We start from the raw sequence: 26,811 nt of genomic DNA, 5'->3' as shown, positions 1-26,811 counted from the left end.
CATTCGCAAGACTGGATGCGCGTGCAGATGAACGTGCATTCCCCCCGGAGTTTTCGGAAGATAGCTGGTGGTACTGTCCGAACGCAGTGTGACCGTCATCTTCCATGTGTCACCGTGCCCTCTTCACGTTTCAGGCGCGCGATACTAGACGATCACGGCACCCTTGCGAAGTGCGGGCGGGAGAACAACGTTCAACCGGCGTAACGGAAATCAGCCGAACTCCACCACGCTGCGCAGCACCTCGCCCCGGTGCATCCGCTCGAAGGCGTGCTCCACCCCGTCCACCCGGATGCGCTCGGTCACGAACTTCTCCAGCGGCAACCGGCCCTGCAGGTACAGATCCACCAGCATCGGGAAGTCCCGCGAGGGCAGGCAGTCGCCGTACCACGACGACTTGAGCGAACCACCGCGCGAGAAGAAGTCGACGAGCGGCATGTCGTTCAGCCGCATGTCGGGCGTCGGCACGCCGACCAGCACCACGGTGCCCGCGAGGTCGCGCCCGTAGAACGCCTGCTGCCACGTCTCCGGGCGGCCGACGGCGTCGATCACCACGTCCGCGCCGAACGAGTCCGTGACGTCCTGGATCGCCTCGACGACCTCGTCCCGTGACCTGCCGCGCGAGTTGAACGTGTGCGTGGCGCCGAACCCCTTGGCCCACTCCAGCTTTCGGTCGTCGGTGTCGATGGCGAGGATCGTGCGCGCGCCCGCCAGTCGCGAACCGGCGATCGCCGCGTCACCCACCCCACCGCAGCCGATGACCGCGACGGTGTCGCCGCGGCCGACCGCACCGGTGTTGATCGCCGCGCCGATGCCCGCCATCACGCCGCAGCCGAGTAGCCCCGCGACGGCCGGTTCCGCGGCGGGATCGACCTTCGTGCACTGTCCGGCGTGCACGAGCGTCTTCTCCAGGAAGGCGCCGATGCCCAGCGCCGGCGTCAGTTTCGTGCCGTCGGCCAGCGTCATCGCCTGTGCCGCGTTGTGGGTGTCGAAGCAGTACCACGGCTTGCCACGGCGGCACGCCCGGCAGACGCCGCACACCGCGCGCCAGTTCAGGATCACGTAGTCGCCCGGCCGCAGGTCCGTCACGCCTTCCCCGACCTGCTCGACGTACCCGGCGGCCTCGTGGCCCAGCAGGAACGGGTACTCGTCGTTGATGCCGCCGTCGCGGTAGTGCATGTCGGTGTGGCAGACCCCGCACGCCTTCACCGCCACGACCGCTTCGCCGGGACCCGGGTCCGGCACGAGAACCGTCTCGAGCGAGACCGGTTCACCCTTGGCGCGGGACACGACTCCCGGTACCTCGTGCGGCATCTGCGACCACCCTCCTCGCTGTTCGCTCCTAACGCAGCTTGCCACAGAAGCGGTGGGATCAGGGGGTGATGATGTACGCGATCCCGCCGGGGCCGCCGGCCACCGTGCCGTCGGCGTTGTAGCGCTTGGTGCGCTGCCAGACGTTTTCGAACTGGGCCCGCTTGTACACCGTCCGCACGTTGGCGTTGCTGCTCGCCGCCGGGTCGTTGACGATCACGTCGCCGTTCGCGGTGAACCCGATGACCACCATGATGTGCCCCGCCGTGCCGTAGCCCGCGTTGTCGAGCTCGTCCGCGCGGAACGACATCGACGTGATCACCGGGATGCCGCGCGCGATGTAGTTCTCGACGTCGGTGAGCGAGTGCAGGCGCGTGATGTGCCCGCGCAGCCCGAATTCCGCGGCGTACGCGGTGTTGAACGGCCAGTTGCCGGTGCCCTCGTAGGCGTAGTCGTAGGTGCCGCGGGCCGCGTAGTCCACCGTGCGGTCGGGGTAGTCGGCGGGGATCCAGGACAGCTGCTGCTCGCTCGGGCGCCGCCCCCAGTACTCGACGACCATCTCGGTCGCGGTGGGGCTGCACCAGTTCTCGCCGCCACCGCCGTACTCCGGGAAGTGTCCTTTGTGGAGGTTCTGGGCGTACGGCGACACGGGCAGCTCGATGCCCGCCGCCCGGCCCGGCGGGGACGTCGGCACCTCGAACCGGTCGGGCACGTTCGACACCATCGCGCCCAGCGACCGCACGGACGCCGGCCGCGCGCCCGGCTCGCGGTACAGGGTCAGGCGCAGCCGGTACGACCGCAGCGTGACGCCCGGCTTGGTCACCAGCGTGTCCACGTCGACGCGGGCGTTCGCGTCGTCCTGGCCGTCGACGCTCGTGCGGTGGAACTCGCTGTCGTCACTCGCCCAGCGGCCCATCACGTACCAGGCCGTCTCGGTGCCCGTGCCGGTCTCGCCCTGCGCCTCGACCTGGAGCCACGTGTGCGGCGGCGTCTGCGCGTTCCACGATGCGACGAGCTGCGTCGCGCTGAAGCCCGGCCGGTACTCCGGCGAGGTCCACTGTGCGTACTCGTACGTCCGGCCGTCGAAGGTGGTCCGGCCCGCGGGGTGGGCCTGCGGGCCGGACCACTCGTGGTAGCTGATGGCTTCGTCACCGGCGCGCGCCGTCGCGGCGCCGGCTGGCAGTGCGGTCACCGTCGCCATGATCGCGACCGCCGGCAGGATGAGCAAGTTCCTGGCGCGCCTACGGGTCATCAAGGGATTTTCCCGCTGCCCGACCGGTTCGCCAAGAGATTGCTTACGAAAGTACTGCCTGCGTCTGCGTCACCTTCGCGACCAGCTTGTCCGCGTCGTCCCGGATCTCCGTTTCGACCACGACCACCGTGCGGCCCGTGTGCAACGGGCGCGAGGTCGCCGTGGCGTGGCCGCTCCGGACGGCACGCAGGAAGTTGGTCTTCGACTCGATCGTCGTGGTGCCCTTCGCCCCGTCCGGCAGGTTGAGGAAGGCGCACACCGCCGCGGTGGCGTCCGCGAGCGACATGAGCACCCCGCCGTGCAGGACCCCGCCCAGCGTGCAGAGGGACTCCTCCCACGCCAGGCGGGAACGCACGACCTCGGGAGCGTGTTCGAGCACCTCCACGCCCAGCCGCTCGGTGAACGGCATCGTCTGGTGGAACAGTGCGGTCCCCTCGGCGTCCATCAGAAGTGCGTCACATCCAGCTTGCCGTCGGAGTTCATCGCGCGCAGGCGCTTCTTGTCGAACTTGCCGACGCTCGTCTTGGGGACCTCCTCGATGAACGACCAGTGCTCCGGCAGCTGCCACTTCGCCACCTTGTCCGCGAGGAACTCCCGCAGCTCCGCGGCGGTCACCTGCTGACCCTGGCGCAGCACGACGGCCACCAGCGGGCGCTCGTCCCACTTCTCGTCCGGCACGCCGATCACCGCGGCCTCGGCCACCGCCGGGTGTCCCATCACGGCGTTCTCCAGGTCCACCGACGAGATCCACTCGCCGCCGGACTTGATGACGTCCTTCGACCGGTCGGTGAGGGTGAGGAAGCCGTCCGGGCTGATCTTGCCCACGTCGCCCGTGCGCAGCCAGCCGTCGTGGAACTTCTCCGGGTCCACCGCCGAGCCGCCGTGGTACGACGCCGCGATCCACGGCCCCTGCACCTCCAGTTCGCCCACGGACTCGTCGTCCCACGGCAGTTCCTCGCCCGACTCGCTGATCAGGCGCGCGGACACCGAGGCCGGGAAGCGGCCCTGCGTGTAGCGGTAGGCCCACACCTGCTCGCCGGTCGCGGTGTGCGGCGGGCGCGCGACGCTGCCCAGCGGCGACGTCTCGGTCATGCCCCACGCGTGCAGCACCGGCACGCCGTAGCGCTCCTCGAACGCGTGCATCAGCGACGGCGGCGCGGCCGACCCGCCCACGACCACCTCGCGCAGGTGCGAGACGTCCTGCGGGTTCGCGTCGAGGTACTGCAGCAGGCCCTGCCAGATCGTCGGCACCGCGGCCGCGAACGTCGGCTTCTCCGCGGCGAGGATCTGCGCGATCGGCTCGGGCTGCAGGAACCGGTCCGGCATCACGAGCGACGCGCCGATCATCAGCGCCGCGTACGGCAGGCCCCACGACATCGCGTGGAACATCGGCACGATCGCGAGCGCCTTGTCGCTTTCGGCGAGCCGCATGCTGTCGGTCATGCAGACCTGCATCGAGTGCAGCCACAGCGACCGGTGCGAGTAGGCGACGCCCTTCGGGTCACCGGTCGTGCCCGACGTGTAACACATCGCGGCCGCGGACCGCTCGTCCACGTCCGGCCAATCGAAGGTGTCCGGCTGGCTCGCCAGCAGCTCGTCGTAGGAGTGCACCTCGACGCCCTCCGGCGCCTGCAGCGTCGAGACGTCACCGTTCGCGACGATCACGTGGCGCACGGTCTTCAGGTGCGGCAGCTGCTTCGCGAACAGCGGCACCAGCGTTCCGTCCACCAGCACGACGTGGTCCTCGGCGTGGTTCGCGACGAACACGAGCTGCTCGGGGAACAGGCGGATGTTGAGCGTGTGCAGCACCGCGCCCATCGCCGGGATCGCCGCGTAGGCGGCCATGTGCTCCGCGTTGTTCCACATGAAGGTGCCGACGCGCTGATCTCCTGTGACACCGAGGGACCGCAGCGCGTTCGCCAGCCGCGCCGCGTGCTTGCCCAGGTCGGCGAAGGTTTCCCGGCGCGTCCCGGAACCCGTCCAGGTGACGATTTCGCTGGTCGCGTGCACCTTGGTGGCGTGGCGCAACAAGGTGCCGATGGAGAGGTGTCCGTCCTGCATCGTGCTGAGCATCGTGCTACTCCCGGGCGGCTCGGTTCGACGGTGAACTGCGGTTGCGTCGAACTCTAAGTGGTGTGTCGGCCCGCTCGCCACAACCGCCGACCCCTCCCCGACCGGGCGAGACACTGCGTGTCGACTTCGCGGCATCGGCCCAGGTGGCGTTTACTGGGCGCGTGGACCAGACGGCCTGGCCAGCGCTTGCTCGTGCAAGCACCAGCTGGGTGCCCGGCCGTCGCCGCGAGAGCGGACATCCGATAGAGGAAGGACTAGTACGTTGGCTCTGCCTACGTTGACCCCGGAGCAGCGTGCGGAAGCTCTGGCCAAGGCGGCTGAGGCTCGCAAGGCGCGTTCCGAGCTGCTCGCCTCCATCAAGTCGGGCCAGCAGAGCATCGACAAGGTGCTGCTGAAGGCCAAGGAGGACAAGACCATCGGCAAGACGAAGGTCACGCAGCTGCTCAAGGCCGTGCCCGGTCTCGGCGCCGTCAAGGTGGCCGCCCTGCTGGAGCAGGCCGGCATCGACCCGGACCGCCGCGCGGCCGGTCTCGGCGAGCGCCAGCGCGAAGCGCTGATCGACGCGCTCAAGTAAGCCAGGCGCCGGTGGGCACGTGACTCGACGCACTCGCAGCCACGTGCCCACCGAAGTGCGCCCACAATGGGTTGTGTGGACGCCAACCAGCTGCTCGCGGACTACACGCCCGGAGACTTCTACTTCGGCACCTCCCGGCGCACGATCCTCGGGACCGGTGCCCGCCGGACCTTCACCGAAACCGACGTCGCGTCCCTGAGTGAAGCCGTCCCCGCCGCGCTGGCGCCCGGGTCACTGGCCGTGGGGGTGCTGCCGTTCGACACGGCGGGCACGCCCGGTCACCTGGTGCTCCCGGAGAACGTGCAGGTCGCGGGCCCGGCGGCCCCTGCCCGACACAAGGACATCGGCGCGCCGGTCGCCGTGCGCGCCGTGCCCGAGCCGGTGCGGCACGCGGAGGCCGTGGCGAGCGCGATCAAGATCCTCAAGGACGGCGGGCTGCGGAAGGTCGTCCTGGCCCGTGCGCTGGACCTCGACTTCGAGGACGAGGTGCCGGTGCAGGCGATCCTGCACAACCTGGCCAAGGACAAGGCCGGGGCCTACACGTTCGCGGCGGGCCTCCCCGGCGGGCGGACGCTCGTCGGAGCCACGCCGGAGCTGCTGCTCTCGCGCGTCGGGAACCAGGTGGTCTCGCACCCGCACGCCGGTTCGGCCCCCCGTTCGGCGGATCCGGTGACGGACCGGGAGAACGCTGAGGCCCTGGCGTCGTCGCGCAAGGACCACCTGGAGCACGCGGTGCTGACGGAGGCGATCGTCGAGACGCTGCGCCCGTTCTGCCGTTCGCTGGACGTGCCGCGCGAGCCGTCCCTGGTCTCGACGCCCACGATGTGGCACCTGGGCACGGTCGTGACGGGTGAGCTCGCGGACAGGGACATCACGGCCCTGCACCTGGCGGCGGCGCTCCACCCGACGCCCGCGATCTGCGGCACCCCGACGGAAGCCGCGCGGCGGTTGGTGAGCGAGCTGGAACCGTTCGACCGCGGGTACTACGCCGGGGCGGTCGGCTGGATGGACTCCGCGGGCGACGGCGAGTGGGCGGTGTCCATCCGGTGCGCCGAGGTGGCGGAGTCCTCGCTGCGGCTGTACGCGGGCGGCGGGATCGTCCCGGCGTCCGACCCGAAGGCGGAACTGGACGAGACCTCGGCGAAGTTCCAGACATTGCTGAGGGCGATGGGGTTGGAGTTGTAGGGAACCAAGACCCCGAGAGTTGGGTGATCATCCCGTCGCCTGATTCAGGACCATCACTTTGAGGCGCGCCTTCGCGCGTGAGCCGTGGTCGGCTTGGGTGCGGACTTGACCGGGCGCTGGGCGCCCTCGTTCCGCCCGGCCACCCCCGCCCCTTCCCCTTGATCGTTTAACGGTTGGCTCACCGCGTCAAGAGCGCCTTCGGCGTCGCTTCGCGATCGCTGCGCGACCCTTGACCCGGTGAGCCAACCGCTAATGCAGCTGGGGATCGGGGACGGGGGAGGCCTGGGCGTGTGCCGGGCGGCTTTCGTCGGCGGGTGAGGTTGGCGGGCGGGGGTTGCTATGGGTGCCAGTTTGTTTCTGTCGTTGTCACGTTTTCTGTGGTCAGGATTGCTACTGCTGCTCGGTAGCCTTCGCCTGGGGTCAGGTCCTGTAGCCAGGTCGAGTTCGGGTTCAGTGCCGCGTGGGTGGAGGCTGCCAGGCGTGCGCCGTCCAGGGTGATGCTTTGCAAGGGGATTTTCAGGCCCTTGCCGGTGGCCTTCATCAACGCTTCCTTCCTTGTCCAGTACTGGAAGAAAGCGCTTGCTCGTTCCGCGGCGGAGAGGCCGTTCAATGCCTTCTGCTCCGCCTCGTTCAGAGCATAGGAAATCAGCGAATCGTCCGCTTTGCGATTCTCCGTCTCGACGTCCAGGCCCACCGGGGCCGTGGTCACCGCCAGGCCGATTCGGTCGCCCGAATGAGAAATCGAGAATTCCACACCCTTGATCCTCGGCTTGCCGTGGGGCTTTCCGCAGTCGTCGCACGTCGCGTCGAAGCGGACCTCCTGCGCCGACAACCCCAGGCGCTCGCCGAGCACCGTCTTGGCCATCACGCGGCCCGTCAGGAAACGGCGCTGGTCGATCTCCAGCCGGTACGCCCGATGCCTCCCCTGCTCGGGCTCGTCCAGCAGCGTGAGGTACTCCGGATCGTTCGGCAGCGGCGCTGCCCACCAGATCGCGCACTCGATCACGAACCCCAACCTACCGGGTTTTCCCCCTCCGCCACGTGCGCTAGCCTGGAGGGTAAGCAAGCGCTTAGTAACCCCGTGGAGAGGCACCCGATGGACTTCACCCTGAGCACGGAAGAGCGCGAGGTGCGTGACTGGGTGCGCACCTTCGTGCAGCGAGAGCTGATGCCGATGGAGCAGGAGGTGCTCCGCCGCGAGCGCGCCGGGCAGCCGGGCGTCACCGCCGACGAACTCCGAGAACTGCAGCTCAAGGCGAAGCAGTCCGGGTTCTGGGGCATCCAGACGCCCGAAGAGTACGGCGGCATGGGCCTGTCCGCGGTGATGACGGCGCTGCTGGAGGCCGAGCTGGGCCGCACGTTCGTCCCGTTCCGGTTCGGCGGCGCGGCGGACAACATCCTGTTCCACGCGAACGACGAGCAGAAGGAGCGTTACCTCCTGCCGACGATCGCCGGGGACCGCAAGTCGTGCTTCGCGATCACCGAGCCGGGCGCCGGGTCCGACGCGAAGGCCATCCGGACCTCCGCGCGCAAGGACGGCGCGGACTGGATCATCAACGGCGAGAAGACCTTCATCACCGGTGGCAACGAGGCCGACTTCGTGATGGTCTTCGCGGTCACCGACCCCGAGAAGGGCGCGAACGGCGGCGTCACGTGCTTCCTCGTCGACCGTGAGATGGGCTGGAAGTCCGAGTACATCGACACCATGGGCGAGTGGGGCCCGGCGTCGCTGATCTTCCAGGACGTGCGCGTGCCCGAGACGCAGATCCTCGGCGAGGTCGGCAAGGGCTTCGAGCTGGCCATGCAGTGGATCGGCCGCGGCCGCTACATCCTGCCCGCGCACGCGATCGGCTCCTGCGAGCGGCTGCTGCAGATGGCGATCGACCACGCCAACACGCGGCACACGTTCGGCGCGCCCATCGCCGAGCGGCAGGCGATCCAGTGGATGATCGCGGACTCCGGCGTCGAGCTGGAGGCGCTGCGCTGGCTGGTGCTGCACGCGGCGTGGCAGGTCGACCAGGGCATCGACTCGCGGCACGCGCAGTCGATCGCGAAGCTGTACGGCGGCCAGAAGGCGAACGAGATCGTCGACCGCGTCCTGCAGATCCACGGCGGCATGGGCTACACCCGCGAGCTGCCGGTGGAGCGCTGGTACCGCGAGCTGCGCCTGCTGCGCATCTACGAGGGCACCGACGAGATCCAGCGCCGCACCATCGCGCGGAACCTGCTCAAGGGCCACGTGAAGGTCAGCGGCATCCTCGGCTGACGCCCACGAACCGCAACGCCCCCTCGCCGTCCCCCTTCGGCGAGGGGGCGTTGTCCTACCAACGCCAGACGATCACCGTGGGCAGGGTCAGCGCCCGGGGCGCCAGCGCGTCGAGGCCCGCCACGTCCACGGGCGCGCGGGTGTCGGCCACCAGCCACCGGACGCCCCGCGCGGACAGTGCCGCAAGCGTTTGCGGCGACGGGGTGCGGAAGGCCGCCAGCTCCTCGTCCAGCCGCTGCTGGTCCCAGAACGGCTGGTCGGCGTACCAGACTGTGCTGTGCCACGCCGAGTCCAGGTTCCGCACCGCGTACGCCCAGCCCCCGACGTCCACCTCCAGCTGCGCGAACGCCCCCAGGTCGAACAGCTTCGCCGTGCACACGTCCGGTGACTGCTGGGTGCACACCCGGTTCACCGCGAGCACGTCGTCCGCGCCCGCGTGCTGGTCCAGCCAGCGGCCGGCGGCCAGCTCGTCGCGCGTCACCGGAAGGCCCTCAGCCTGTGTGACGGCCTTGTTGTAGCTCGGCTGCGTCGACGTCTGCGTCAGGTACAGGCCCGTCGACAGCAGACCCGTGCCGAGCACCGCGAACATGACGACCGCGGCCCGGCGCCACACGCCCGCGAGCAGCACGAGGGCCACCGCGACCACCCCGAGCGGCAACAGCCAGCCGGTGATCGACTTCGGCGGGTGCGTCCCCGAGAGCCAGGCGACGACCAGCGTCAGGCCCAGCCCGATGGCCAGGCCGCCCGCGACCCTCGCCGGAGTCCAGCGCAGCGTGTTGACGCCCCACGCCGAGCCGATCAGCCCGACCGGATAGGCGGCGACGAGGAAGTAGATGTTCGAGTTCCCCGGCTGCCGGAACACCAGCATCGCGCCGAGCCCGGCGATCGTCGAGCCGAGGAAGATCCACATCGTGGGGTCGAGCGGCCGCCGCCGCAGCAGGGGCACGAACCCGGCCAGGCGGGGCAGCAGCGGCAGCAGGTACAGCACCGCCGCGGCGAGCAGGGGCACGAGCGGCACGTGCGGCTGCGCCAGGAACAGATCGCTGCCGCTCGGCGTCACGGCACCGGGGAACGTCTGGCGCGCCGTCTGCCGGAGCGCGCCCAGCGGCGCGACCTGCAGCCCGTACTCGCCGCCGCCGTACATCGTGAGCCGGGCGACGAGCAAAACCCCGCCCAGCAACAGGTTCACCCCTACCACCCGAGGCATGGCCGTCCACTTGCGACGGACCACCAGGACGCAGAACGCCAGCACGGTGCCGCCGAGCAGCACCGCCAGGTCCGCCGACTTCGCCCCCGCCGCGAGCAGCACCAGCGGCACGAGCAACGCGACGGGCACCGCCGAGTCCGCCGCCGAGCGCCGGAGCACCGCGACCACGCACCCCGCCACCGCGACCGTGGGCAGCCACCCGAACTCCGACGTGAGCGAGGACGCCCAGTACGACTGGATCATGAGCGGTGCCTGGCCGTCGGTCGACCACACGGTGGCCACCGTGGCGCCGGTCACCGTGAGCAGCCCCGCGCACACGACGCCGGCCCGCACGCTGTCCGCCACGCGCCGCGCGACGACGGCCGAGAGCAGGACGACCGCCGGGAACAGCGTGGTCGGCACGAGCCGCAGCAGCGCGTCGAACGGGTCCACGCCGGTGCCGGTGGTCAGGTGCGCGGTGATCGCGTGCAGGAACCAGTGGTACGAGTAGGGCTCGCCGTGCACCAGCGGATAGGTGGGCCACAGCGTGTGCCGCATTTCGCCCGTGACGGCGACCTGGAAGATCGTGTCGTAGTAGTACGTGTGCCCGCCGGGGCCGGGGTCGAGCGGGTTGTAGCGCAGGTAGTCGGTGGTCATCCAGGCCACCGCGACCAGCAGCGCGCCCGCGAGCCACAGGTTCGCGCCGGTGCCCCAGCCGGGCGCGGGCCGGGCCAGGACCCGCCGCCGCGTGCGGCCGAACGCCAGCAGGACCGCCGTGCACACCGGGCCCACGAGCCACGGCGGCGGCGCCCACGGCAGGACCACGTCGAGCGCCCAGCCGGCCATCGCCACCAGGCAGCCCGCGACCGCGGCCCACGCCACGTCCTCGACCAGCGGGGCGGGCGCCGGGCGGGCGGCGCGGACGAGCGCGAAGCCGGGCAACAGCACCCCCGGCACCACGGCGAGCGCCCACTGGGCGAGCTCGGGCCACGGGGTGCCGGTGGCCAGGTGCGCGCCGAGCCAGGCGAGGAGCACGACGCCCCAGGCCACGGGGGTCCGAGCGCGCATCGCCGCCCTTCCGTTCCGGCGGCAGGCCGCGAGTGGTTCCGGGAAAACGCGGCTAGCTTACGAGGGCGCGTTCAACCCCGGAAGGGGTGCTCCCAGGACGGGAGCACCCCTTCTCGGGTGGCGTTTCGGACTACTTGCCCTGGGCTTTGATGGCGAGGGGCGCTCCGGCCAGGTCCTCCTCGTTGCAGAGCAACTTGACGTCGTAGTAGGGCGCGCCTTCCCGATCGTCGTAGTCGAGGTGAATGGCCAGCACGTCGAGCGGCTCGCCCAGCCACTCCTGTGCGCTGCGCAGCCAGGCCGCGCATCGCTCCAATGCCGACGGCAGGTCGTCGTCACGGAACTCCACGGGACGATAAGGCACGTCCTGGACCTGATCGCGAGGGTTTGACGGAACCGGGAGCTCCGGAGCGAGGCCGGACTCGTTCAGTTCCAGATGGATCGTTTGCTCACTCACGTTTCGAGGGTCCCTCAGATGAGCCGCGTCGGCAAGGTAATGACCCCGAATCCCCAGTTGAAGGGGTGTTCACCACACGCGGGAGACCACCATCCGGGCAGTTTCGACCGCCTGCGGGCACTCGTCGTCCGCGCTGCCGAGCATGCGCAGCGCCAAGCAGGCGTAATGGCCCGCGAGGCGGTCCAAATCCAACGGGCCACGCGGGGAGTACCACCGTGCGACGCCGCTGCACATTTCGAGCAGTGCGAGCCTGGTCACGGTGGGTTCGGCGACGGTGAACACCCGGTGCCGCAGGCCGTCGTCGATGGCGTCCGCCCACAGCTGTTCGTACTGGTCGCGCAGGCCCACGACCTCCTTCCGGGCGGATTCGGAAAGCGCTGGTACTTCGTTGTCCACCACGCGGGTTTCGGCGGGCTGACGGGCGTGGACGAGCACGTGCAGCGAGACCAGGGACGCGAGCCGCCGCCGCGGGTCGGCCACGCCGTCGACGGCCTGCCGTGCCCCGCGCAGCAGGCGGTCGAGGCACTCGCGCATGATCGCGACGAGCAGGTCCTCCTTGGTGCCCATGTAGTGGTACAGGCTCGCCGACGAGATTCCGGCCTCCTGCGCCAGTTCGCGGATGCCGGTGCCGTGGAAACCCTTTTCCGCGAACAACCGCACCGCCGCGTGCCGCACGCGTTCCTCGGTGCTCACAGCCACGCCTGCCGCACACGGTCATAGGTCGGCAACGGAGAGTCGCGCAGCTCGCCCTTCGCCACGCGCTCGGACGGCGTGCGCGGCAGGGTGTCGGCGACGGCCCAGTAGCGGGGCACCTTGAAGTAGGCGAGCTTGGTGGTGCAGAACTCCGCCAGCTCGTCCGGGGTCGCTTCCCCGCGCAGGACGATGAACACCTTGACCTCTTCCCCGCGCAGCTCGTCGGGCACGGCCACCACCGCGGCCAGTTCGACGGCGGGATGCAGCAGCAGCGCGCGCTCGACCTCGTCGGCCGAGATGTTCTCCCCGCTGCGGCGGATCATGTCCTTCGTGCGGCCGACGTAGAAGACGCGCCCGCGACTGTCCATTGTCGCCAGGTCACCGGTGTGGAACCAGCCACCGCGGAAGGCTTTCGCGGTCGCTTCGGGATCGTCGTGGTAGCCGTGCATCAGGCCGATCCCACGCAGCACGAGCTCGCCGGTCTCCCCGCGCGGAACGGGACGGCCCTCGTCGTCGACGACCATCGCCTCGCGGTCTCGCGTCGGCCTGCCGATGCAACCGGTGCCCACCAGCTCGTCGTGGTCGGCCTCGGACACCCGGATGTCGCCACCGGTCTCGGTCATGCCGAACGCCTCGTACCACGGCACTCCCCAGCGTTCCTCCAGCTGGGCGTGCAGGTCACGGGGGATCGCGGAGGCGCTGATCGCGCGGACGCGGTGCTCGCGGTCGGCCGGGGACTCCGGCTGGCGCAGCAGGAGCGTCGGCATCAGGCCCAGGCAGTAGAACCACGTCACGCCGTGTTCGCGCACCTTCGCCCAGAACGTCGAGGGGTGGAACCGGTCGAGCACGACGAGTGTCGCGCCCGCGGCCAGTCCCAACGCGACGTTCCACTGTGGATCGATGTAGTGGAACGGCTGCGCGGTCAGGATGGTGTCGTCGGGGGACACCGCGGGGAAGTCGGCGACCAGGCCACGGGCGAGCGTGAGCCAGTAGCGGTGCGGCAGCACGCAGCCCTTGGGGGCGCCGGTGGTACCCGACGTGTACTGGATGTTCACAGGCTGCTCGCCGACGACCTCGAAGCGGGCGGCGGCAATCGACTCGGCGCGCAGGTCGCCGACGGTCAGCACGCGCTCGACCTTCGTATCCGGCGCGATCCGGCTCAGCAGGTCGACGAACTCCGGTGCGGCGACGGCGAAGCGGGCGCCGGAGTGGCGCAGCACGTGGGCGCCGTCGAACTCGCGGTAGTTCGTGTTGACCGGCACGAGCACCGCGCCGAGCTTCGCGAGCGCGAGCCACAGCAGCGGGAACTCCGGCTGGTTGCGCAGCATCACCGCGACGCGCTCACCCGGCCGGAGGCCGAGTTCGAGGAACGCGAGGGCGAACCGCGTGCTGCGCCGCTCCACCTCGGCGAACGTGACGTGCTCGCCCGTCTCGTCGAAGATCCACGCGGGCTTGTCCGGCCACTGCCCGGCGGCCCTGCGCACGAGCGTGGCGAGGTCGTCGATCTCGTCGAGCGGGCTCATCCGCGACTCCGGAACGCCTCGGCCGAGCGCGCCACCTCCGGCGTGTGCTCGGTGACGAGCGCGTGGCTGACCTCCAGTTCGAGCGCCGCCTCGACGTCGATCCCGGCGTCGAGCGCGCGCTTGGCCAGCGCGACCGAGCCCGCGGGATGCCCGGCGACGCGCTCGGCCCACTCCGTCGCTTTGGCGTGCACGTCGGGCACAACGGCGTTGACCAGGCCGAGTCGCCGGGCCTCCGCCGCCGGAACGCGCTCGCCGAGCAGGAGGAGCTCCTTCGCCTTGAGCGGGCCGACGAGCTGCGGCAACAGCCGCGAGGCGGCTCCGGTGACGCTGAGGCCCAGCCCGGCCTCGGGGAAGGCGAACACGGCGTCCTCCGCCGCGAGGATCAGGTCGCAGCCCAGTGCGAACTCCGCGCCGGCGCCGATCGCGTAACCGTGCACGGCGGCGATCACCGGCTGGCGGAGCGCACGCAGGCGGCGGGTCACGTCCTGGAGGCGTTCGAGCCGGGCGCGGGAGTCTCCTTCGGCGGGCGGCTCCTTGAGGTCGTGCCCGGCGCAGAAGGCGCGGCCGCGACCGGAGAGGACGACGGCCCGCGCGTCGGAGCGGGCGACCGCGTCCAGCGCGGCGAGCAGGTCGTCGACCAGGGCGGGGGACACGGCGTTCAGCCGCTCCGGCCGGTTCAGGCGCACCTGGGCGACGGCGTCGATCTCGACTTCCACGCAGCTCATGTCGCAGAGCCTAGCGAGCCGATCGATCGATCGATAGAGTCTTCGGTGTGAAGGTCGATGCCGTGTACGAGAACGCGCGGGTGTTCACCGGCAGTGGGTGGACGTCCGCGGTGGCCGCGCTGCACGGGCGGATCGTCGCGCTCGGCGAGGACGCCGAGTCGCTGTCGACGCCGCGACGGGTCGACCTGGGCGGCGCCGTCGTCGTGCCCGGTTTCCACGACGCGCACAACCACCTGGCCTGGTACGGGATGAGCCTCGACGAGGTGGCGCTGGGCGGGTGCCAGCACGTCGACGAGGTGTACGACGCGATCGCCGAGCGCGCCCGCGAGGTGCCGCCCGGCGAGTGGATCGTCGGCAGCGGCTACGACCAGAACCGGCTGGTCGGCGGCCATCCGACGCGGCACGGGCTCGACCGCGTGGCGCCGGACCACTTCGTGCGGCTCAAGCACACGTCCGGGCACATGGTGGTGGTCAGCTCGAACGTGCTCGCGCAGCTCGACCTGGCGAACGTGCCCGTCGGCGGTGACGTGGTGCTCGACGAGCACGGCTCGCCCACCGGGCTGCTGCGTGAGCAGGCCCAGCTCCTGCTCCGGCCGCTGATCTACCCGACGCCGCTGGACACCCTGGTCAGGGCCATCGACCGGGCGGGTGAGCGGTTCCTGGCCGAGGGCATCACGAGCGTGCAGGAGGCCGGCGTCGGCGGCGGGCTGGTCGGCGAGAGCCCGGCGGAGGTGCTGGCGTACCAGCAGGCCCGTGACCGCGGGGTGCTGCGCGTGCGCACGACGCTGATGGTGTCCTCGGCGATGCTGCACGACCTGCCGCACGGGGCGGGGTTCGGGCTGGACCTGGGGTTGCGTAGCGGGCTCGGCGACGAGTGGCTGCGGATCGGGCCGATGAAGCTGTTCGCGGACGGGTCGCTGATCGGGCGCACCGCCGCGATGCACGAGGACTTCGCGAACGACCCCGGCAACCGCGGCTACTTCCAGCAGCCCGAGGAGGAACTGGCCGAAACGATCCTGCGCGCGCACGCGGCGGGCTGGCAGATCGCGACGCACGCCATCGGCGACCGCGCGATCTCGGTGGTCCTCGACGCGTACGAGGCGGCGCTGAAGGCCCATCCGCGCCAGGACGCCCGGCACCGCATCGAGCACGCCGCGGTGGTGTCGCCCGCGCAGCTGGCCCGCATCGCGGAGCTGGGGCTGGTGCCGGTGCCGCAGGGGCGGTTCGTACACGAGATCGGCGACGGGATGGTGGCCGCGCTGGGGCCGGAGCGGGAAAGCTGGTGCTACCGGCTCCGGTCGTTCCTCGACGCGGGCTGCGTGCTGCCGGGCAGTTCCGACCGGCCGGTGGTGAACGGGGCGCCGCTGCTGGGCCTGGCGGACATGGTGCGGCGGCGTACGTCCGGCGGTCACCTGCTGGGCGCCGCCGAGCGGATCACACCGCGTGAGGCGTTGCGCGCGTACACGTACGGATCGGCGTACGCGGCGTTTCGGGAGCGGGAAGTGGGCACTCTGGAGATCGGAAAGCTCGCGGACCTCGCGGTGCTGTCCGCGGATCCGACCGACGAACCGAGCCTCGACGACGTGCGCGTGCTGGCGACCGTCGTCGGCGGCGAACTGGTCTACGAGAGGGGAACGACCGATGCCCGTCCGTGACGCCGAAGTCACCGACATCGAGGAGATCTGCGCGCTCATCGAGGAGCACGCCCGGTTCGAGGGCAACGACAGCGTGTCGCTCGACCGCACCGAGATGACCAAGCACCTGTTCGGGCCGGACCCGAAGGCGTGGGTGCTGGTGGCCGAGCCGCCGGAACAGCCGGGCACGGTCGCGGGGATGGCGTTCTGCTCGTGGAACTTCTCCACGTGGGAGGCGCAGCCCGGGATCTGGCTGGACGATCTGTACATCCGGCCGGAGCACCGGCGCGGTGGTCTCGGGCGGGAGCTGCTGAGCGCGTTGCGGGCGCGCACGACGGGCCGGATCGAGTGGGACATGCAGGAGGGCAACGACCGGGCGGCGGCGTTCTACGCGCAGCTCGGGGCGGAGCCGGTGCCGGGGTGGATCAGGTACCGGTGGTCGGCCCGGAGTTAGGTCACGCTCACTAAGCGGGTGGTACGTCGTAGAGTTGAGACATGCCTGACAGTCCCAATCGCTCCTCGTCGTCCTCGATCGAGGACTACATCAGGGTGATCTACGGCCTGGTGGAGCGTGGCGAGGCGGTCACCAACACGTCGCTGGCGGGCAGGCTGTCGGTCAGCCCGTCGTCGGCGTCGGGCATGGTCACGAAGCTCTCGCAGCAGGGGCTCGTCGAGCACGTCCCGTACCGGGGGATCGACCTGACCTCGGCGGGCCTGCTGCTGGCGAGGGGCGTGCTGCGGCGGCACCGGTTGATCGAGACGTACCTGGTGCAGGAGCTGGGCTACACGTGGGACGAGGTGCACGCGGAGGCGGACGCACTGGAGCACGCGGTGTCGGACAGGCTGATCGAGCGCATCTCGGCGAAGCTGGGGCACCCGGTGCGCGACCCGCACGGCGACCCGATCCCGGCGGTCGACGGTAGCGTCGAGGAGCTGCCGACGCGGTTGCTGGACGAGCTGGAGCCCGGGGCGGTGGGCCAGATCGTGCGGGTGTGGGACACCGACCCGAACATGCTCAGGTACCTCGCCGATCACGAGATCGGCATCGGGGAGCGCATCGAGGTCGTCGAACGCCAGCCGTTCGGCGGCCCGCTGGTGGTTAAGGTCGGCGACACCACGCACGCGCTGGGCAAGGAAATCGCGCAGGCATTGAGCGTCGCCGTACTCTGAGGCGCGTAGCCGGACCTGCCGCCTCCGGGCGGATGTCGTTCCGCTTCCGGCGGCCCATGCTCAATGCATGACCGAGCGCCCTTTCCGTTTCGGCGTCGTGGGTACTGGCGCTGATGTGAAAACGTGGACGAACCTGGCCCGCCGAGCCGAAGACCTGGGTTTCGACACCCTGCTTTCACCCGACCCGCAGCTGGAGCTGGACCCGTTCACAGTCCTCCCCGCGGCGGCGGCCGTCACCACGCGCCTGCACGTCGGCACTTTCGTGGCGGTGGAGAAGTTCCGCGATCGACGTTTGCTGGCCTGGCAGGCGAGGTCGTTGCACCAGTTCACCGGCGGCCGTTTCGAGCTGGGTCTGGGCACCGGCCGCCCGGCCGCAGCCGCCAAGGTGAGAGAACTAGGAGGCCCCTGGAAAGGCCGGTTCACGCATCTCGCGGAAACGGTGGAATTCCTCCGCGGCCAATCGGACCACCCGCCTTTGTTGTTAGCCGCAGGCGGCCCGAAGATGCTCGCACTGGCAGCGAAGAACGCGGACACAGTGACGATGGCCTGGCAGCCCCGCACTACGGAGGCGGAAGCAGTGTCCTATGTGGACAGCCTGCGCGACCGGAACATCGAACTGGCCGCAAACCTCCTGGCAGTGGGAAACGAACCAGCCCCCTGGTTGGAACGCTTCACGGGAGTCGGACTGGCGGAGTTGGTGGCAGCGGGCGCGATGACAGTCCTACCGGGCACAGCAGAAGAAGGCGCAGAGAGGCTGCGACACTGGAGAAAGACCTTGGGAATCAGCTACATCACAGTGAACTCGGGTTTCATGGAGCAGTTCGCAAAGGTGATAGCCCATCTGAAATAGCCCGGCACACGCCCAGGCCTCCCAGCGCCCGGTCAAGTCCGTGCCCTACCGGACCACGGCTCGCGCGCGACGGCACCGATCTCACCTTGGCAGCATGGTCGGGTTGGGTTGCTTCGCTTCCCCTGCCACGTATCGTGGACCGGTGCGTGCTGTCGTGTTCTCCGAGTTCGGGGCGTTGCCCTCCGTCGAGGTGGTGCCTGATCCCGAGCCCACCCCCGATGGTGTGGTGGTGGCCGTGGCGGCGACCGGGGTTTGCCGTAGTGACTGGCATGCCTGGCGGGGGCACGACGAGGACGTTCGGCTCCCGCACGTGCCCGGGCACGAGCTCGCCGGGACCGTCGTCGCCGTGGGGGAGCGGGTTCGGACCAGGCGGGTCGGGGAGCGGGTGACCGTGCCGTTCGTCTGTGCGTGCGGAGCCTGTCCGCAGTGCGCGAGCGGTAACGAGCAGATCTGTGACCACCAGTTCCAGCCCGGCTTCACCGGCTGGGGATCGTTCGCCGAGTTCGTCGCGCTCGACCACGCCGACGTGAACCTCGTGCCGTTGCCGCACCACCTCGACTCCGTGACCGCCGCCGCGCTCGGGTGTCGCTTCGGGACGGCCTTCCGCGCGGTGCTGCGGCAAGGGGAACTCGCCGCGGGTGAGTGGGTCGCCGTGCACGGGTGTGGCGGCGCGGGGATCTCCGCGGTCCTGCTGGCGGTCGCCGCCGGGGCGCGGGTGGTGGCCGTGGACCTCTCCGCCGACGCGCTCGCGCTCGCCAAGCGGCTCGGCGCCGAGGCCACCGTGCAGAGCGCCGACCCCGCCGACGAGGTCCGCGAGATCACCGGCGGGGGCGCGCACCTGTCGCTGGACTGCGTCGGGTTGCCCAGCACGTGCGCCGCGTCCGTGGCGAGCCTGCGCAAGCGCGGGCGGCACGTGCAGGTCGGGCTCATGCCACCCGGGCAGGGCGTTCCGCCGATTCCCATGCACCGCGTGATCGCCGACGAGCTGCGCATCCTCGGCAGCCACGGCCTCCAGGCCCACGAGTACCCGGCGATGCTCGACCTCGTGTCCCGTCTCGACCTCGGACAGCTCGTGGGCAGGCGCATCTCCCTCGACGAGGCCCCGGCCGCACTGGCCGAAATGGACCAGCCCGTCGCACCCCGCGCCGGGGTCACCGTCGTGGAGCTGCCGAGACCGTGACCCCGCCGGGCAGTTACCAGGAACTGACCGAGCTACTCCGCGGCCGGTTGCCGAAGCTGGCCGCGGGGCAGCGGCGGATCGCGCACCTGGTGCTGGCCGATCCGGAGGGCACCGCCCACCGCGGCATCACCGAGGCCGCGCGGCTGGTCGAGGTGAACGAGTCCTCCATCACCCGCTTCGCCAACTCGCTCGGCCTCTCCGGCTACCCCGACCTGATGGAGCTGTGCCGCGTGTGGCTCGCCGAACAGGCCCAGGTCGCCCGCCGCACCGACGAACCCGTCGAACCGCCGGGCGGCCTGCTGTCGGCGACCCTCGAACAGGAACAGACCAACCTCGCCCGCACCTTCGGCCGCCTCGACCGCGCCTCCTGGCTGCACGCCGTCGCGCTGCTCGCGGACGCCGACGACGTGCACGTGCTGGGCCTGCGTGGCTCCGCGCCCGTCGCCGCCCTGCTCGCCCGCGGTCTGCGTGCCCGGCAGTTCGGCGCGTGTCTCGTCGACGAGTTGCCGCGCGTCACCGGCGTCCTGGTCGCGGTGTCCGTGCGCCGCTACGCCGCCGACACCGTGCGCGCCGTGGAGTACGCGAAGGAGCGCGGCGTGCCGGTGGTCGCGCTGACCGACAACGCCGCCTCACCGCTGGTCGAGTACGCGCACGCTGCCCTGTTCGCCGAGGTCACCGGGGTGGGCGGGACCCGTTCGCTGACCGCGCTCGCCGCGCTCGCGCAGGCGCTCGCGAGGGAGGTCGCCCTCCGGCGCGGGAACTCCGCGCCGGAGGACGACCTGCCGCAGTTCGGTTTCTACTACTAGGGTCACCAGCGCCGGTCGACGACCGTCCCGTTCGGATACCACTGGATGTAGCCGAACTGGAAGTCGTTGCGCCGCCCGCCGTCGAAGCCGAACTCGCCCGACCGCGGGTAGCCCAGGTATGACCGCTCCCAGCCCAGCGCCGACCACCGCGCCCGGATCGCGCCGTACACCTCGTGCGCGCCCGTCGCCGGCGAGAAGTAGATCGACGCCGCCTTGTCGAAGTGGTTGTACCGCCCGACGCCGTCCGGCGTGGTCAGCTCGTCCGTAACCGGATAACCCATCGGCCCGGTCTCCCAGCCGAGCGCCTGCCAGACCTTCCGGATGTCGCCCCACACGCCGTGCGCGCCGTTCGCGGGAGTCCAGTAGATCGACGCGGCCTTGGTGAAGTGGTTGTACTTCCCGACGCCGTCGGGCGTGGTCGACTCGTCCGTCGTCGGGTAGCCCATCGGCCCCTGCTCGCGGTTCAACGCCGTCCACTTCTCCCGGATGGCGCCCCAGATCCCGTGCGCGCCCGAGCCCGGCGTCCAGTACACCGACGCCGTGCCGGTGGCCGGGGTGCCGACGAAGTGGTTGTAGCGACCCGAACCGTCCGGAGTGGACGTTTCGTCGGTGGTGGGCGCGCCGAACTTCGCGTGCCCGCCGAGCGCGAGGTACTTGGTGAGGATGTCGCCGTGCACCAGGTGCACCCCGGTCTGCGCGGACCAGTACAACCGGCCGTGCTCGTACACCCGGTACCGCACGCCGCCGTCGGACACCTCGGGCGCGGTCGGCGCACCGAGGGTCTGCCGCAGGGCCGCGTCGGAGTTGTACCGCTGCTCGATGGCCGTGGCGTAGACCGCCGACAACGTGGTGTCCGACGCGGGCATCTTCAGCGTGCGTACGCGGTCGGCCGGGCCGTCGGCCCAAGCGGTGAACGTGGAGGCGCCGTCGCTGGCCGTCGCCGCGGCGTTCACGTCGAGCGTGACGCCCTCGGTGACCAGCGCGGTGTTCGCGTTGTTCTCCGACGGGATCTGCAGCGACGCGGGCACGTTCGACGTCAGCGTGAGCCGGTGCTGCCGGGGCCAGGCGGTGTACGTCTGCTGCGCGACCACGCCCGCGCTGTCGGTCACCGTCGCGGTGATCAGGTATCGCGTGTCGGGGTGGTCGGGGAACGGCGCAGTGAAGGTCGCACCGGTGGCGCCGACGCCGGGGTGCGAGTGGCACGTCGCCTCGTCCGGGCAGTGCAGCTCGCGACTGGTCCAGTCCACCACGAGGTCGCCGTCCTCGGCGTCCGTTGCGTCGGCGGACAACGTGATCGACTCGCCGACCGCGAAGGTGTCGTCCCGGGGCGCGGTGAGGGTCAGCTGCGGGGAGCGGTTCGAGGGTGCGACCGTGAGCGTGGTGGTGCCGGTCGCGCCCAGCGGGTCCCGCACGGTCAGCGTCGCCGTGAAGCGGTCGGTGCCCGCCGCGTAGGTGTGCGTGACGGTCTTGCCGGTGCCGCTGGTGCCGTCGCCGAAGTTCCACTCGTACGTGAGCTGGTCGCCGTCGTAGTCCAGCGAACCCGAGCCGTCGAACGTGACGGTGCGGGTGGCGGCGTCGGTGGTGCTCGTCGCCGCGGCGATGGGTGCCGTGTTGCCCTGTTGATACGTTATCCGCTTGAGCTTCCCGGACGTCAGGTCGGCGTACACGACGTCACCGTTGGGCGCGGCGTCGAACTCCACCGGGCCGCCGATGTCCGTGGCCCACGCGGGGTTTTGCGGTGCCTGTGTCAGCTTGCCGGTGCTGTCGTACCTGAGCGTCCAGATCTTGCCGCCCTGGTAGTCACCGAAGAAGTACGTGCCCTTGTACTCGGCCGGGTAGCTCGCGCCGGTGTAGACGAAACCGGCGGTGATGCTGTTGCCCTGGTCGGAGCCCCCGCCGTGGTGGTACTCCCAGATCGGCGCGGTGTTGGCGATGCCGCCGCACTGCGCGGGATACTGGGTCGCGTACCCGGTCGGGTGGTTGCCCTCCCAGCACGGCCACGCGTAGTTGCGGCCCGGCTGGACGATGTCCAGCTCCTCCCACGTGTCCCAGCCGACGTCGCCGACCACCGGCAGGCCGCTGCTCGGGTCCAGCGCCAGCCGGAACGGGCTGCGGAAGCCGCTCGCGAACACCTTGCTGCGCACCGAGTCCGGGCTGCCCGCCTGGTAGTACGGGTTCGACGGGACGCCCGCGCCGGCGGCGGTCAGGTGCAGGATCTTGCCGTAGAGCGAGTTCACGTCGAGGGCGCGCAGGGCTCGTTGGTCGTAGACGCCCGGATGGAAGTCGGAGCTGTCGCCGATGGACAGCCACAGCGTGCCGTCGGCCGCGGCGACGATGCCGGTCATGCCGTGAACGTTGTAGTCGACGGGCGTCTCCAGCAGCACCTGCTCGCCGCTCAGCGCGGTCGGTTCCGGGGAGCCGGTGACCGTCCAGCGGGCGAGGCGGAAGTTCGTGCCGCCGGTCACCGGCACGGCGCGCACCAGGTAGATGGCGTGCGTCGTGGCGTAGTCGGGCGCGACGGCGAGACCGACGAGGCCGAGGTCGCCGTCGCTGCGGACCGACAGGGTCGCCAGCGTCCGGGTGGCGCCGGCCGGCGAGATCCAGGTGACCTTGCCGCTCTTGCCCGTGGTGAACACGCTGCCGTCGGGCAGGTAGGCGAAGTCGGTCAGGTCGTAGGGGGCCTGCCCGGTGTCCTGTTCACGAATCACGAAACCGGACGGCAGCGCCGGCGCCGCACTGGCCGGGATGGCCACGAGGCCCAGTCCGACCAACAGGGTGACGACGAACGTGGGTAAGAGCCGTTTCCACCACCGAGCGAACATAAATCCCCCTCCTAGGCGTATGTACGTTTTCGCCTGGAAGGGGGATTTTGTTGCGTGGAGTTACGATGTTGTGATCTGACTCAGACGAAGGCACTTTCGCCGGTTATTGACTTTCCGACGATCAACGTGTTCATCTCGCGCGTGCCCTCGAACGAGTAGATCGCCTCCGCGTCGGCGAAGAACCGTGCGATGTCGTAGTCGAGCACGATCCCGTTGCCGCCGAAGATCTCCCGGCACCAGGCCACGACCTCGCGCATGCGCGAGGTGACGAAAGCCTTCGCCAGCGACGACTGCTCGTCGCGGAACACGCCGGAGTCCTGCAGCCGGGCCAGCTGCACGAGCATGCCCCAGGACGCGGTGATGTTGCCCAGGCTCTTCACGAGCAGGTCCTGCACCAGCTGGAACCCCGCGATGGGACGGCCGAACTGCTTGCGCTCCTTGGCGTACGCGAGCGCGAGCTCGTAGGCGCCGATCATCACGCCCAGCGCCTGCCACGCCACGCCGCCACGGGTCGCGCGCAGGATCTCGGCGACGTCGCGGAAACCGTTGATGTTCCGCAGCCGGTTGGCCTCCGGCACGCGCACGTCGGTGAGGGTGATCTCGGCGTTCTCGACGATGCGGAACGCGATCTTGTGCTCGATCTTGACCGGCGAGAAGCCGGGCGTGCCCTTCTCGACGACGAAGCCCTTGACCTTGTTGTCGTCCACGTCGCGCGCCCACACCACGATGAGGTCGGCGAAGGTGGCGTTGCCGATCCAGCGCTTCGCGCCGTTCAGCACCCACGTGTCGCCCTCGCGCTTGGCGGTGGTGCGCATACCGCCCGCGACGTCGGAACCGCCGAGCGGCTCGGTCATCGCGAACGCGCCGATCTTGTCCATCGCCGCCATGGCGGGCAGCCACCGGTCACGCTGCTCCTGGTCGCCGCCGGCATACACGCTGTACATCGCGAGTCCGTTGTGGACACCGAAGAACGTTGCCACGGAAGGGTCGATGCGGCTGTACTCCATCGCGAGCATACCGGTGAGCAGGTGGCTGCCGCGCTGCAGCGGGTCGCCGTAGCCCTCGTACGCCACGCCCGCGAGGCCCAGCTCGCGGAACTTCCCGATCAGCTCGCGCGGGAACTCGCCCTTGGCCCAGTACTCGTTGACGAGCGGCTTGACCTCGGTGGTCATGAAGTCCCGTGCCTTGCAGAGGATCTTGCGCTCCTCCTCGGGCAGCAGGTCCTCGTAGCCGTAGAAGTCGGCGGTGGTCATTTCTGTTCTCCCGTAACGGAAAGGATGGCGATCTGCTTGCGGTCCCGCTCCCGCGCGAGCTCGGCGTAGGACTTGTCGCCGTACGCCCGCTCGACGGCCTGGACGACCTTCTCGGTCGCCTCGGGACTGGTGTCCGGTTCGCCGACCCGCATGGCGTGCATCGACGAGCCGATGTGCTCGGTGAGGTGGCGGTAGCCGCCGGGGCCGCCGCCCAGGTGCGAGCCGAGGAACGGGCCGACGGCCGCCCAGCGCAGGCCGAGCGAGTTGACCATCACGGTGTCCAGCTCGTCCGGCGTGACAACTCCTTGCTGCACCAGGGAAACCGCTTCGCGCTGCAACGCGGCCTGCAGCCGGTTGCCGACGAACCCGGGCACCTCCTTGCGCTCCACGACCGGCACGCGCCCCAGCGAGCGGTAGAACTCGACCGCCCGCCGAATCGAGTCCTCCGACGTGCGCTCGCCGGGTACGACCTCCACCAACGGCACGACGTGCGGCGGGTTGAACGGGTGTCCAATGAGGACACGCGAGCCGTCCTCGGGCGCGAACTCGCTCGACGGGATCGCGCTCGACGAGCTGAGCAGCAACGCGTGTGACGGCGCCTGCTCGACCAGCGCGGCGAACAGGTCCTTCTTGAACGCCAGGTTCTCCGGCCCGTTCTCCTGCACCACGTCCGCGTCCCGCACGGCCTCCGCGACGTCGGCCGCCGCTCGCACGCGGGCCGGGTCGAACTCACGCAGGACCTCGGCGAGGTCGGGGCGCGGGTCGCTGACCCGCACGTCGTGGCCGTGCTCGGCGAACAGCTTCGTCCAGGACAGGCCGATCGTGCCGGCCCCGATGACGGCGATTCTCATTGCGACTCCAGGTAGTTGTGCACGGGTGTCACCGGCGCGAGCGTCAGGTCGGTGAGGATGTGGCTGGCCGAGACGACCTCCAGCACCGGCAGGTCGGCGAGCGGGGCGAGCACGTGCTCGAACAGCTGCAGCCGCGCCGGGCCGGTCCACGCGCCCTTGACGGTGATGTCGGTGATCTCCGTGCGCACCAGCTCGGACACCCGCGGCGCGCCCGAGTAGCCCGGGATGATCTTGAGCATGAACGTCGGCACGGTGATCTGCGCCTTGGCCTCGGCAAGGTCCAGCGGCTGGTGCCGGTAGCCCATGGTCGCGGTGGCGACCCGCTGGCTGCCGTAGTCCAGCGTGCCGACCAGCGCGCCGTGCTCGACGAACAGCCGCGGCGAGCCGATGGTCTTCGGATAGGCGCTGACCTCGCGGCCCGAGGCGGTGGCGGCGAAGTTGTCGAGGTACATCGCGTGCAGGTACTCGCCCCGCTCGCCCTCGAAGCTCACCTGGATCGCCTGCCCGGCCTCGGTGTACGGGCCGTAGCCGGTCACATCACCCATGCGCATGACCTCGAAGCGCACCAGCGGTTCGCCGACCTCCAGCGGCTCCGGCACCGCCGCCCGCAACGCCTCCGGATCCGTGCGGTACACGATGTTGAGGTACTCGCGGTCGGTGAACCGGGGGCTCATCGGCGGGAAGGCCGGTCCGGTCAGCGGCGTCGACAGCCGGCGTCGGACGTCTTCGGCTTTCATGCGTCCAGCTCCTTCAGCACTTCTTCGGTGTCCTGACCGGGCAGCGAGGGCAGCCGCCGGATCGACGCCGGGGTCGCGGAGAAGCGCACCGGGATGCCGACGGTCTTGATCGGGCCCTCGGTGGGGTGAGCTACCCGCTGGATCAGGCCACCAGCCGCCACGTACGGGTCGTCTTCCGCGCAGTCCAGCTCCAGCACCGGCGCGAACGGGATGCTGTGCTTGGCGCAGACCTCGGCCCACTCGTCGGTGGTCAGCGTCGGCGAGCACTCCTCGATCAGCTCGTGCAGGCCGCCGGCGTCGGCGGAGTCGATGTGGTCGCCGTTCACGCGCGGGTCCTCGGCCAGGTCCGGCCGGCCCGCGGCGGTGAAGAAGTCGCGGAAGTTCTGCGGGTTGTACGGGATCACGCAGGCCAGCCCGTCCTTGGTGGGCACCGCCTGGTGGCCCTCGCTCATCGACAGCGCGAAGCCGGTGCGCCCGGTGGGCGGCTCGAACGTGTGCCCGGCGAGGTGCTCGACCAGGTTGAACGCGATCATCGTGTCGGTCATCGGGACCTCGACGTACTGCCCCTCGCCGGTCTTCCGCTGGTGCAGCAGCGCGGCGAGCACCGAGTAGACGATGGTGAGCGCGGAGACCTTGTCGCCGAGGATGGTCGGCAGGTAGACGGGCTTGCCGATGGCCCGGTTGGTGAGGTCGACCAGCCCGGAGGACGCCTGGATGGTCTCGTCGTAGGCGGCGTTGCCGGCCTGTGGGGAGTCGCTGCGGAAGCCCTGGGCGTGCGCGTACACCAGCTTCGGGTTGCGCTCGGCGACGTGCTCGTAGGTCAGCCCGAGGCGGGCCAGCGCGCCGGGGCGCATGTTGGTGATCAGGGCGTCGGCGCTGTCGATCAGCCGGAGGGCCTGCGCGCGCTGCTCGTCGTCCTTCAGGTTGAGCGCCACGCTGCGCTTGTTGCGGTTCACGGCGAGCGACAGCGGGGTCATGCCGGGTGTGCGCTGGTAGGTGCCGACGCGCACGGTGTCACCCGGCGACTCGATCTTCACCACGTCCGCGCCGAGGTCGCCCAGTATCTGCGCGGCGTAGGGGCCCATCACCACGGTCGACAGATCGATGACCCGGATTCCGGCCAAGGGGCCGCTCATTTCGTGCCTCCTCGCACTTTCGTTTCTCGCTTCACCTACGAAGCTAGGCCGAAAGGCGGGGGAAC

The 26,811-nt window shown here is 70.3% G+C and carries 24 protein-coding genes; 9 read left to right on the top strand and 15 right to left on the bottom strand.

Annotation, left to right across the window (positions count from 1 at the left end; all coding sequences use genetic code 11):
- Positions 1-210: 210 nt before the first annotated feature.
- Genes FHX82_RS09550 through FHX82_RS09535 form a run of 4 tightly spaced genes read right to left on the bottom strand, consistent with a single transcriptional unit; the run spans position 211 to position 4,633 of the window.
- Positions 211-1,311 carry an S-(hydroxymethyl)mycothiol dehydrogenase gene (locus FHX82_RS09550; protein WP_145938300.1) on the bottom strand — a complete coding sequence of 367 codons (1,101 nt, stop codon included), beginning with the start codon at positions 1,309-1,311 and terminating at the stop codon, positions 211-213.
- A gap of 58 nt (positions 1,312-1,369) precedes the next feature.
- On the bottom strand, positions 1,370-2,560 hold the full coding sequence (locus FHX82_RS09545) for a C39 family peptidase (protein WP_145938299.1): 1,191 nt from the start codon (positions 2,558-2,560) through the stop codon (positions 1,370-1,372).
- 43 nt (positions 2,561-2,603) lie between these two features.
- Complete coding sequence (locus FHX82_RS09540; RefSeq protein WP_145938302.1) at positions 2,604-3,008, bottom strand: PaaI family thioesterase; 405 nt, start codon at positions 3,006-3,008, stop codon at positions 2,604-2,606.
- The gene (locus FHX82_RS09535) at positions 3,005-4,633 is read right to left on the bottom strand and encodes a long-chain fatty acid--CoA ligase (protein WP_145938298.1); all 1,629 of its coding nucleotides are present in this window, start codon (positions 4,631-4,633) and stop codon (positions 3,005-3,007) included. Before FHX82_RS09535 ends, FHX82_RS09540 begins: the two co-directional genes overlap by 4 nt.
- A gap of 262 nt (positions 4,634-4,895) precedes the next feature.
- Here FHX82_RS09535 and mihF point away from each other — a divergent pair, with 262 nt between their 5' ends.
- The gene (mihF, locus tag FHX82_RS09530; protein ID WP_091517208.1) at positions 4,896-5,207 is read left to right on the top strand and encodes an integration host factor, actinobacterial type; all 312 of its coding nucleotides are present in this window, start codon (positions 4,896-4,898) and stop codon (positions 5,205-5,207) included.
- Between the two features lie 66 nt (positions 5,208-5,273).
- Positions 5,274-6,392 carry an isochorismate synthase gene (locus FHX82_RS09525; protein WP_183176533.1) on the top strand — a complete coding sequence of 373 codons (1,119 nt, stop codon included), beginning with the start codon at positions 5,274-5,276 and terminating at the stop codon, positions 6,390-6,392.
- Positions 6,393-6,729: 337 nt separating this feature from the next.
- Here FHX82_RS09525 and FHX82_RS09520 read toward each other — a convergent pair whose 3' ends face one another.
- Entirely contained in the window at positions 6,730-7,398 is a 669-nt protein-coding gene (locus tag FHX82_RS09520; RefSeq protein ID WP_145938296.1) for a 4'-phosphopantetheinyl transferase family protein, read from the bottom strand.
- 90 nt (positions 7,399-7,488) lie between these two features.
- Between FHX82_RS09520 and FHX82_RS09515 the strand changes: the two genes are divergently transcribed.
- A complete protein-coding gene (locus FHX82_RS09515; protein WP_145938295.1) occupies positions 7,489-8,658 on the top strand; it encodes an acyl-CoA dehydrogenase family protein in 1,170 nt (389 codons plus the stop codon).
- A 55-nt stretch (positions 8,659-8,713) separates the two neighbouring features.
- Here the strand turns inward: FHX82_RS09515 and FHX82_RS09510 are convergent, their stop codons facing one another.
- The 5 genes from FHX82_RS09510 to FHX82_RS09490 form a co-directional block, all read right to left on the bottom strand.
- Positions 8,714-10,912, bottom strand: a complete 2,199-nt coding sequence (locus FHX82_RS09510) for a hypothetical protein (protein WP_145938294.1) — start codon at positions 10,910-10,912, stop codon at positions 8,714-8,716.
- Between the two features lie 130 nt (positions 10,913-11,042).
- Positions 11,043-11,366 carry a hypothetical protein gene (locus FHX82_RS09505; protein ID WP_145938293.1) on the bottom strand — a complete coding sequence of 108 codons (324 nt, stop codon included), beginning with the start codon at positions 11,364-11,366 and terminating at the stop codon, positions 11,043-11,045.
- Between the two features lie 69 nt (positions 11,367-11,435).
- A complete protein-coding gene (locus FHX82_RS09500) occupies positions 11,436-12,065 on the bottom strand; it encodes a TetR/AcrR family transcriptional regulator (RefSeq protein ID WP_229880431.1) in 630 nt (209 codons plus the stop codon).
- On the bottom strand, positions 12,056-13,582 hold the full coding sequence (locus FHX82_RS09495) for an ATP-dependent acyl-CoA ligase (protein WP_145938291.1): 1,527 nt from the start codon (positions 13,580-13,582) through the stop codon (positions 12,056-12,058). Before FHX82_RS09495 ends, FHX82_RS09500 begins: the two co-directional genes overlap by 10 nt.
- Positions 13,579-14,307, bottom strand: coding sequence for an enoyl-CoA hydratase/isomerase family protein (locus FHX82_RS09490; RefSeq protein ID WP_145938290.1), 729 nt, complete (start codon positions 14,305-14,307; stop codon positions 13,579-13,581). The genes FHX82_RS09495 and FHX82_RS09490 overlap by 4 nt, the downstream gene beginning before the upstream one ends.
- Positions 14,308-14,354: 47 nt before the next feature.
- Here FHX82_RS09490 and FHX82_RS09485 point away from each other — a divergent pair, with 47 nt between their 5' ends.
- The 6 genes from FHX82_RS09485 to FHX82_RS09460 all read left to right on the top strand — a co-directional run bounded on the left by FHX82_RS09485 (position 14,355) and on the right by FHX82_RS09460 (position 19,947).
- A complete protein-coding gene (locus tag FHX82_RS09485; protein WP_145938289.1) occupies positions 14,355-15,962 on the top strand; it encodes an amidohydrolase in 1,608 nt (535 codons plus the stop codon).
- The gene (locus FHX82_RS09480; protein ID WP_145938288.1) at positions 15,949-16,395 is read left to right on the top strand and encodes a GNAT family N-acetyltransferase; all 447 of its coding nucleotides are present in this window, start codon (positions 15,949-15,951) and stop codon (positions 16,393-16,395) included. The genes FHX82_RS09485 and FHX82_RS09480 overlap by 14 nt, the downstream gene beginning before the upstream one ends.
- Positions 16,396-16,436: 41 nt before the next feature.
- The gene (locus FHX82_RS09475; protein WP_145938287.1) at positions 16,437-17,111 is read left to right on the top strand and encodes a metal-dependent transcriptional regulator; all 675 of its coding nucleotides are present in this window, start codon (positions 16,437-16,439) and stop codon (positions 17,109-17,111) included.
- Positions 17,112-17,178: 67 nt separating this feature from the next.
- Positions 17,179-17,961 (top strand): LLM class flavin-dependent oxidoreductase, encoded by a 783-nt coding sequence (locus FHX82_RS09470; protein ID WP_145938286.1) that lies wholly within the window; start codon positions 17,179-17,181, stop codon positions 17,959-17,961.
- A gap of 142 nt (positions 17,962-18,103) precedes the next feature.
- Complete coding sequence (locus FHX82_RS09465; RefSeq protein ID WP_145938285.1) at positions 18,104-19,141, top strand: zinc-dependent alcohol dehydrogenase family protein; 1,038 nt, start codon at positions 18,104-18,106, stop codon at positions 19,139-19,141.
- Entirely contained in the window at positions 19,138-19,947 is an 810-nt protein-coding gene (locus FHX82_RS09460; RefSeq protein ID WP_145938284.1) for a MurR/RpiR family transcriptional regulator, read from the top strand. The genes FHX82_RS09465 and FHX82_RS09460 overlap by 4 nt, the downstream gene beginning before the upstream one ends.
- A 2-nt stretch (positions 19,948-19,949) precedes the next feature.
- Here the strand turns inward: FHX82_RS09460 and FHX82_RS09455 are convergent, their stop codons facing one another.
- The 5 genes from FHX82_RS09455 to FHX82_RS09435 form a co-directional block, all read right to left on the bottom strand.
- The gene (locus FHX82_RS09455) at positions 19,950-22,769 is read right to left on the bottom strand and encodes a PQQ-dependent sugar dehydrogenase (RefSeq protein ID WP_145938283.1); all 2,820 of its coding nucleotides are present in this window, start codon (positions 22,767-22,769) and stop codon (positions 19,950-19,952) included.
- Between the two features lie 80 nt (positions 22,770-22,849).
- Positions 22,850-24,022 (bottom strand): acyl-CoA dehydrogenase family protein, encoded by a 1,173-nt coding sequence (locus FHX82_RS09450; protein ID WP_145938282.1) that lies wholly within the window; start codon positions 24,020-24,022, stop codon positions 22,850-22,852.
- Positions 24,019-24,873 carry a 3-hydroxyacyl-CoA dehydrogenase NAD-binding domain-containing protein gene (locus FHX82_RS09445; RefSeq protein ID WP_145938281.1) on the bottom strand — a complete coding sequence of 285 codons (855 nt, stop codon included), beginning with the start codon at positions 24,871-24,873 and terminating at the stop codon, positions 24,019-24,021. The genes FHX82_RS09450 and FHX82_RS09445 overlap by 4 nt, the downstream gene beginning before the upstream one ends.
- Positions 24,870-25,610, bottom strand: a complete 741-nt coding sequence (locus tag FHX82_RS09440) for an acetoacetate decarboxylase (protein WP_145938280.1) — start codon at positions 25,608-25,610, stop codon at positions 24,870-24,872. Before FHX82_RS09440 ends, FHX82_RS09445 begins: the two co-directional genes overlap by 4 nt.
- The gene (locus FHX82_RS09435; RefSeq protein ID WP_145938279.1) at positions 25,607-26,746 is read right to left on the bottom strand and encodes a CaiB/BaiF CoA transferase family protein; all 1,140 of its coding nucleotides are present in this window, start codon (positions 26,744-26,746) and stop codon (positions 25,607-25,609) included. The genes FHX82_RS09440 and FHX82_RS09435 overlap by 4 nt, the downstream gene beginning before the upstream one ends.
- Between the last annotated feature and the right edge of the window lie 65 nt (positions 26,747-26,811).

Origin of the sequence: Amycolatopsis bartoniae (assembly GCF_014191255.1) — a bacterium.
GTDB lineage: Bacteria > Actinomycetota > Actinomycetes > Mycobacteriales > Pseudonocardiaceae > Amycolatopsis_E > Amycolatopsis_E bartoniae.
The sequence above is the reverse complement of the archived record's forward strand: the minus strand, read 5'-3'. Positions and strand labels throughout refer to the sequence as shown.

Excerpts from the sequence above, each read along its gene's own strand:
- FHX82_RS09440 (WP_145938280.1), bottom strand. The coding sequence starts at position 25,610 with ATGAAAGCCGAAGACGTCCGACGCCGGCTGTCGACGCCGCTGACCGGA.
- FHX82_RS09510 (WP_145938294.1), bottom strand. The coding sequence starts at position 10,912 with ATGCGCGCTCGGACCCCCGTGGCCTGGGGCGTCGTGCTCCTCGCCTGG.
- FHX82_RS09455 (WP_145938283.1), bottom strand. The coding sequence starts at position 22,769 with ATGTTCGCTCGGTGGTGGAAACGGCTCTTACCCACGTTCGTCGTCACC.
- FHX82_RS09515 (WP_145938295.1), top strand. The coding sequence starts at position 7,489 with ATGGACTTCACCCTGAGCACGGAAGAGCGCGAGGTGCGTGACTGGGTG.
- FHX82_RS09450 (WP_145938282.1), bottom strand. The coding sequence starts at position 24,022 with ATGACCACCGCCGACTTCTACGGCTACGAGGACCTGCTGCCCGAGGAG.
- FHX82_RS09470 (WP_145938286.1), top strand. The coding sequence starts at position 17,179 with ATGACCGAGCGCCCTTTCCGTTTCGGCGTCGTGGGTACTGGCGCTGAT.
- FHX82_RS09475 (WP_145938287.1), top strand. The coding sequence starts at position 16,437 with ATGCCTGACAGTCCCAATCGCTCCTCGTCGTCCTCGATCGAGGACTAC.
- FHX82_RS09525 (WP_183176533.1), top strand. The coding sequence starts at position 5,274 with ATGGGTTGTGTGGACGCCAACCAGCTGCTCGCGGACTACACGCCCGGA.
- FHX82_RS09545 (WP_145938299.1), bottom strand. The coding sequence starts at position 2,560 with ATGACCCGTAGGCGCGCCAGGAACTTGCTCATCCTGCCGGCGGTCGCG.
- FHX82_RS09550 (WP_145938300.1), bottom strand. The coding sequence starts at position 1,311 with ATGCCGCACGAGGTACCGGGAGTCGTGTCCCGCGCCAAGGGTGAACCG.
- FHX82_RS09445 (WP_145938281.1), bottom strand. The coding sequence starts at position 24,873 with ATGAGAATCGCCGTCATCGGGGCCGGCACGATCGGCCTGTCCTGGACG.
- FHX82_RS09435 (WP_145938279.1), bottom strand. The coding sequence starts at position 26,746 with ATGAGCGGCCCCTTGGCCGGAATCCGGGTCATCGATCTGTCGACCGTG.
- FHX82_RS09495 (WP_145938291.1), bottom strand. The coding sequence starts at position 13,582 with ATGAGCCCGCTCGACGAGATCGACGACCTCGCCACGCTCGTGCGCAGG.
- FHX82_RS09535 (WP_145938298.1), bottom strand. The coding sequence starts at position 4,633 with ATGCTCAGCACGATGCAGGACGGACACCTCTCCATCGGCACCTTGTTG.
- FHX82_RS09490 (WP_145938290.1), bottom strand. The coding sequence starts at position 14,307 with ATGAGCTGCGTGGAAGTCGAGATCGACGCCGTCGCCCAGGTGCGCCTG.
- FHX82_RS09480 (WP_145938288.1), top strand. The coding sequence starts at position 15,949 with ATGCCCGTCCGTGACGCCGAAGTCACCGACATCGAGGAGATCTGCGCG.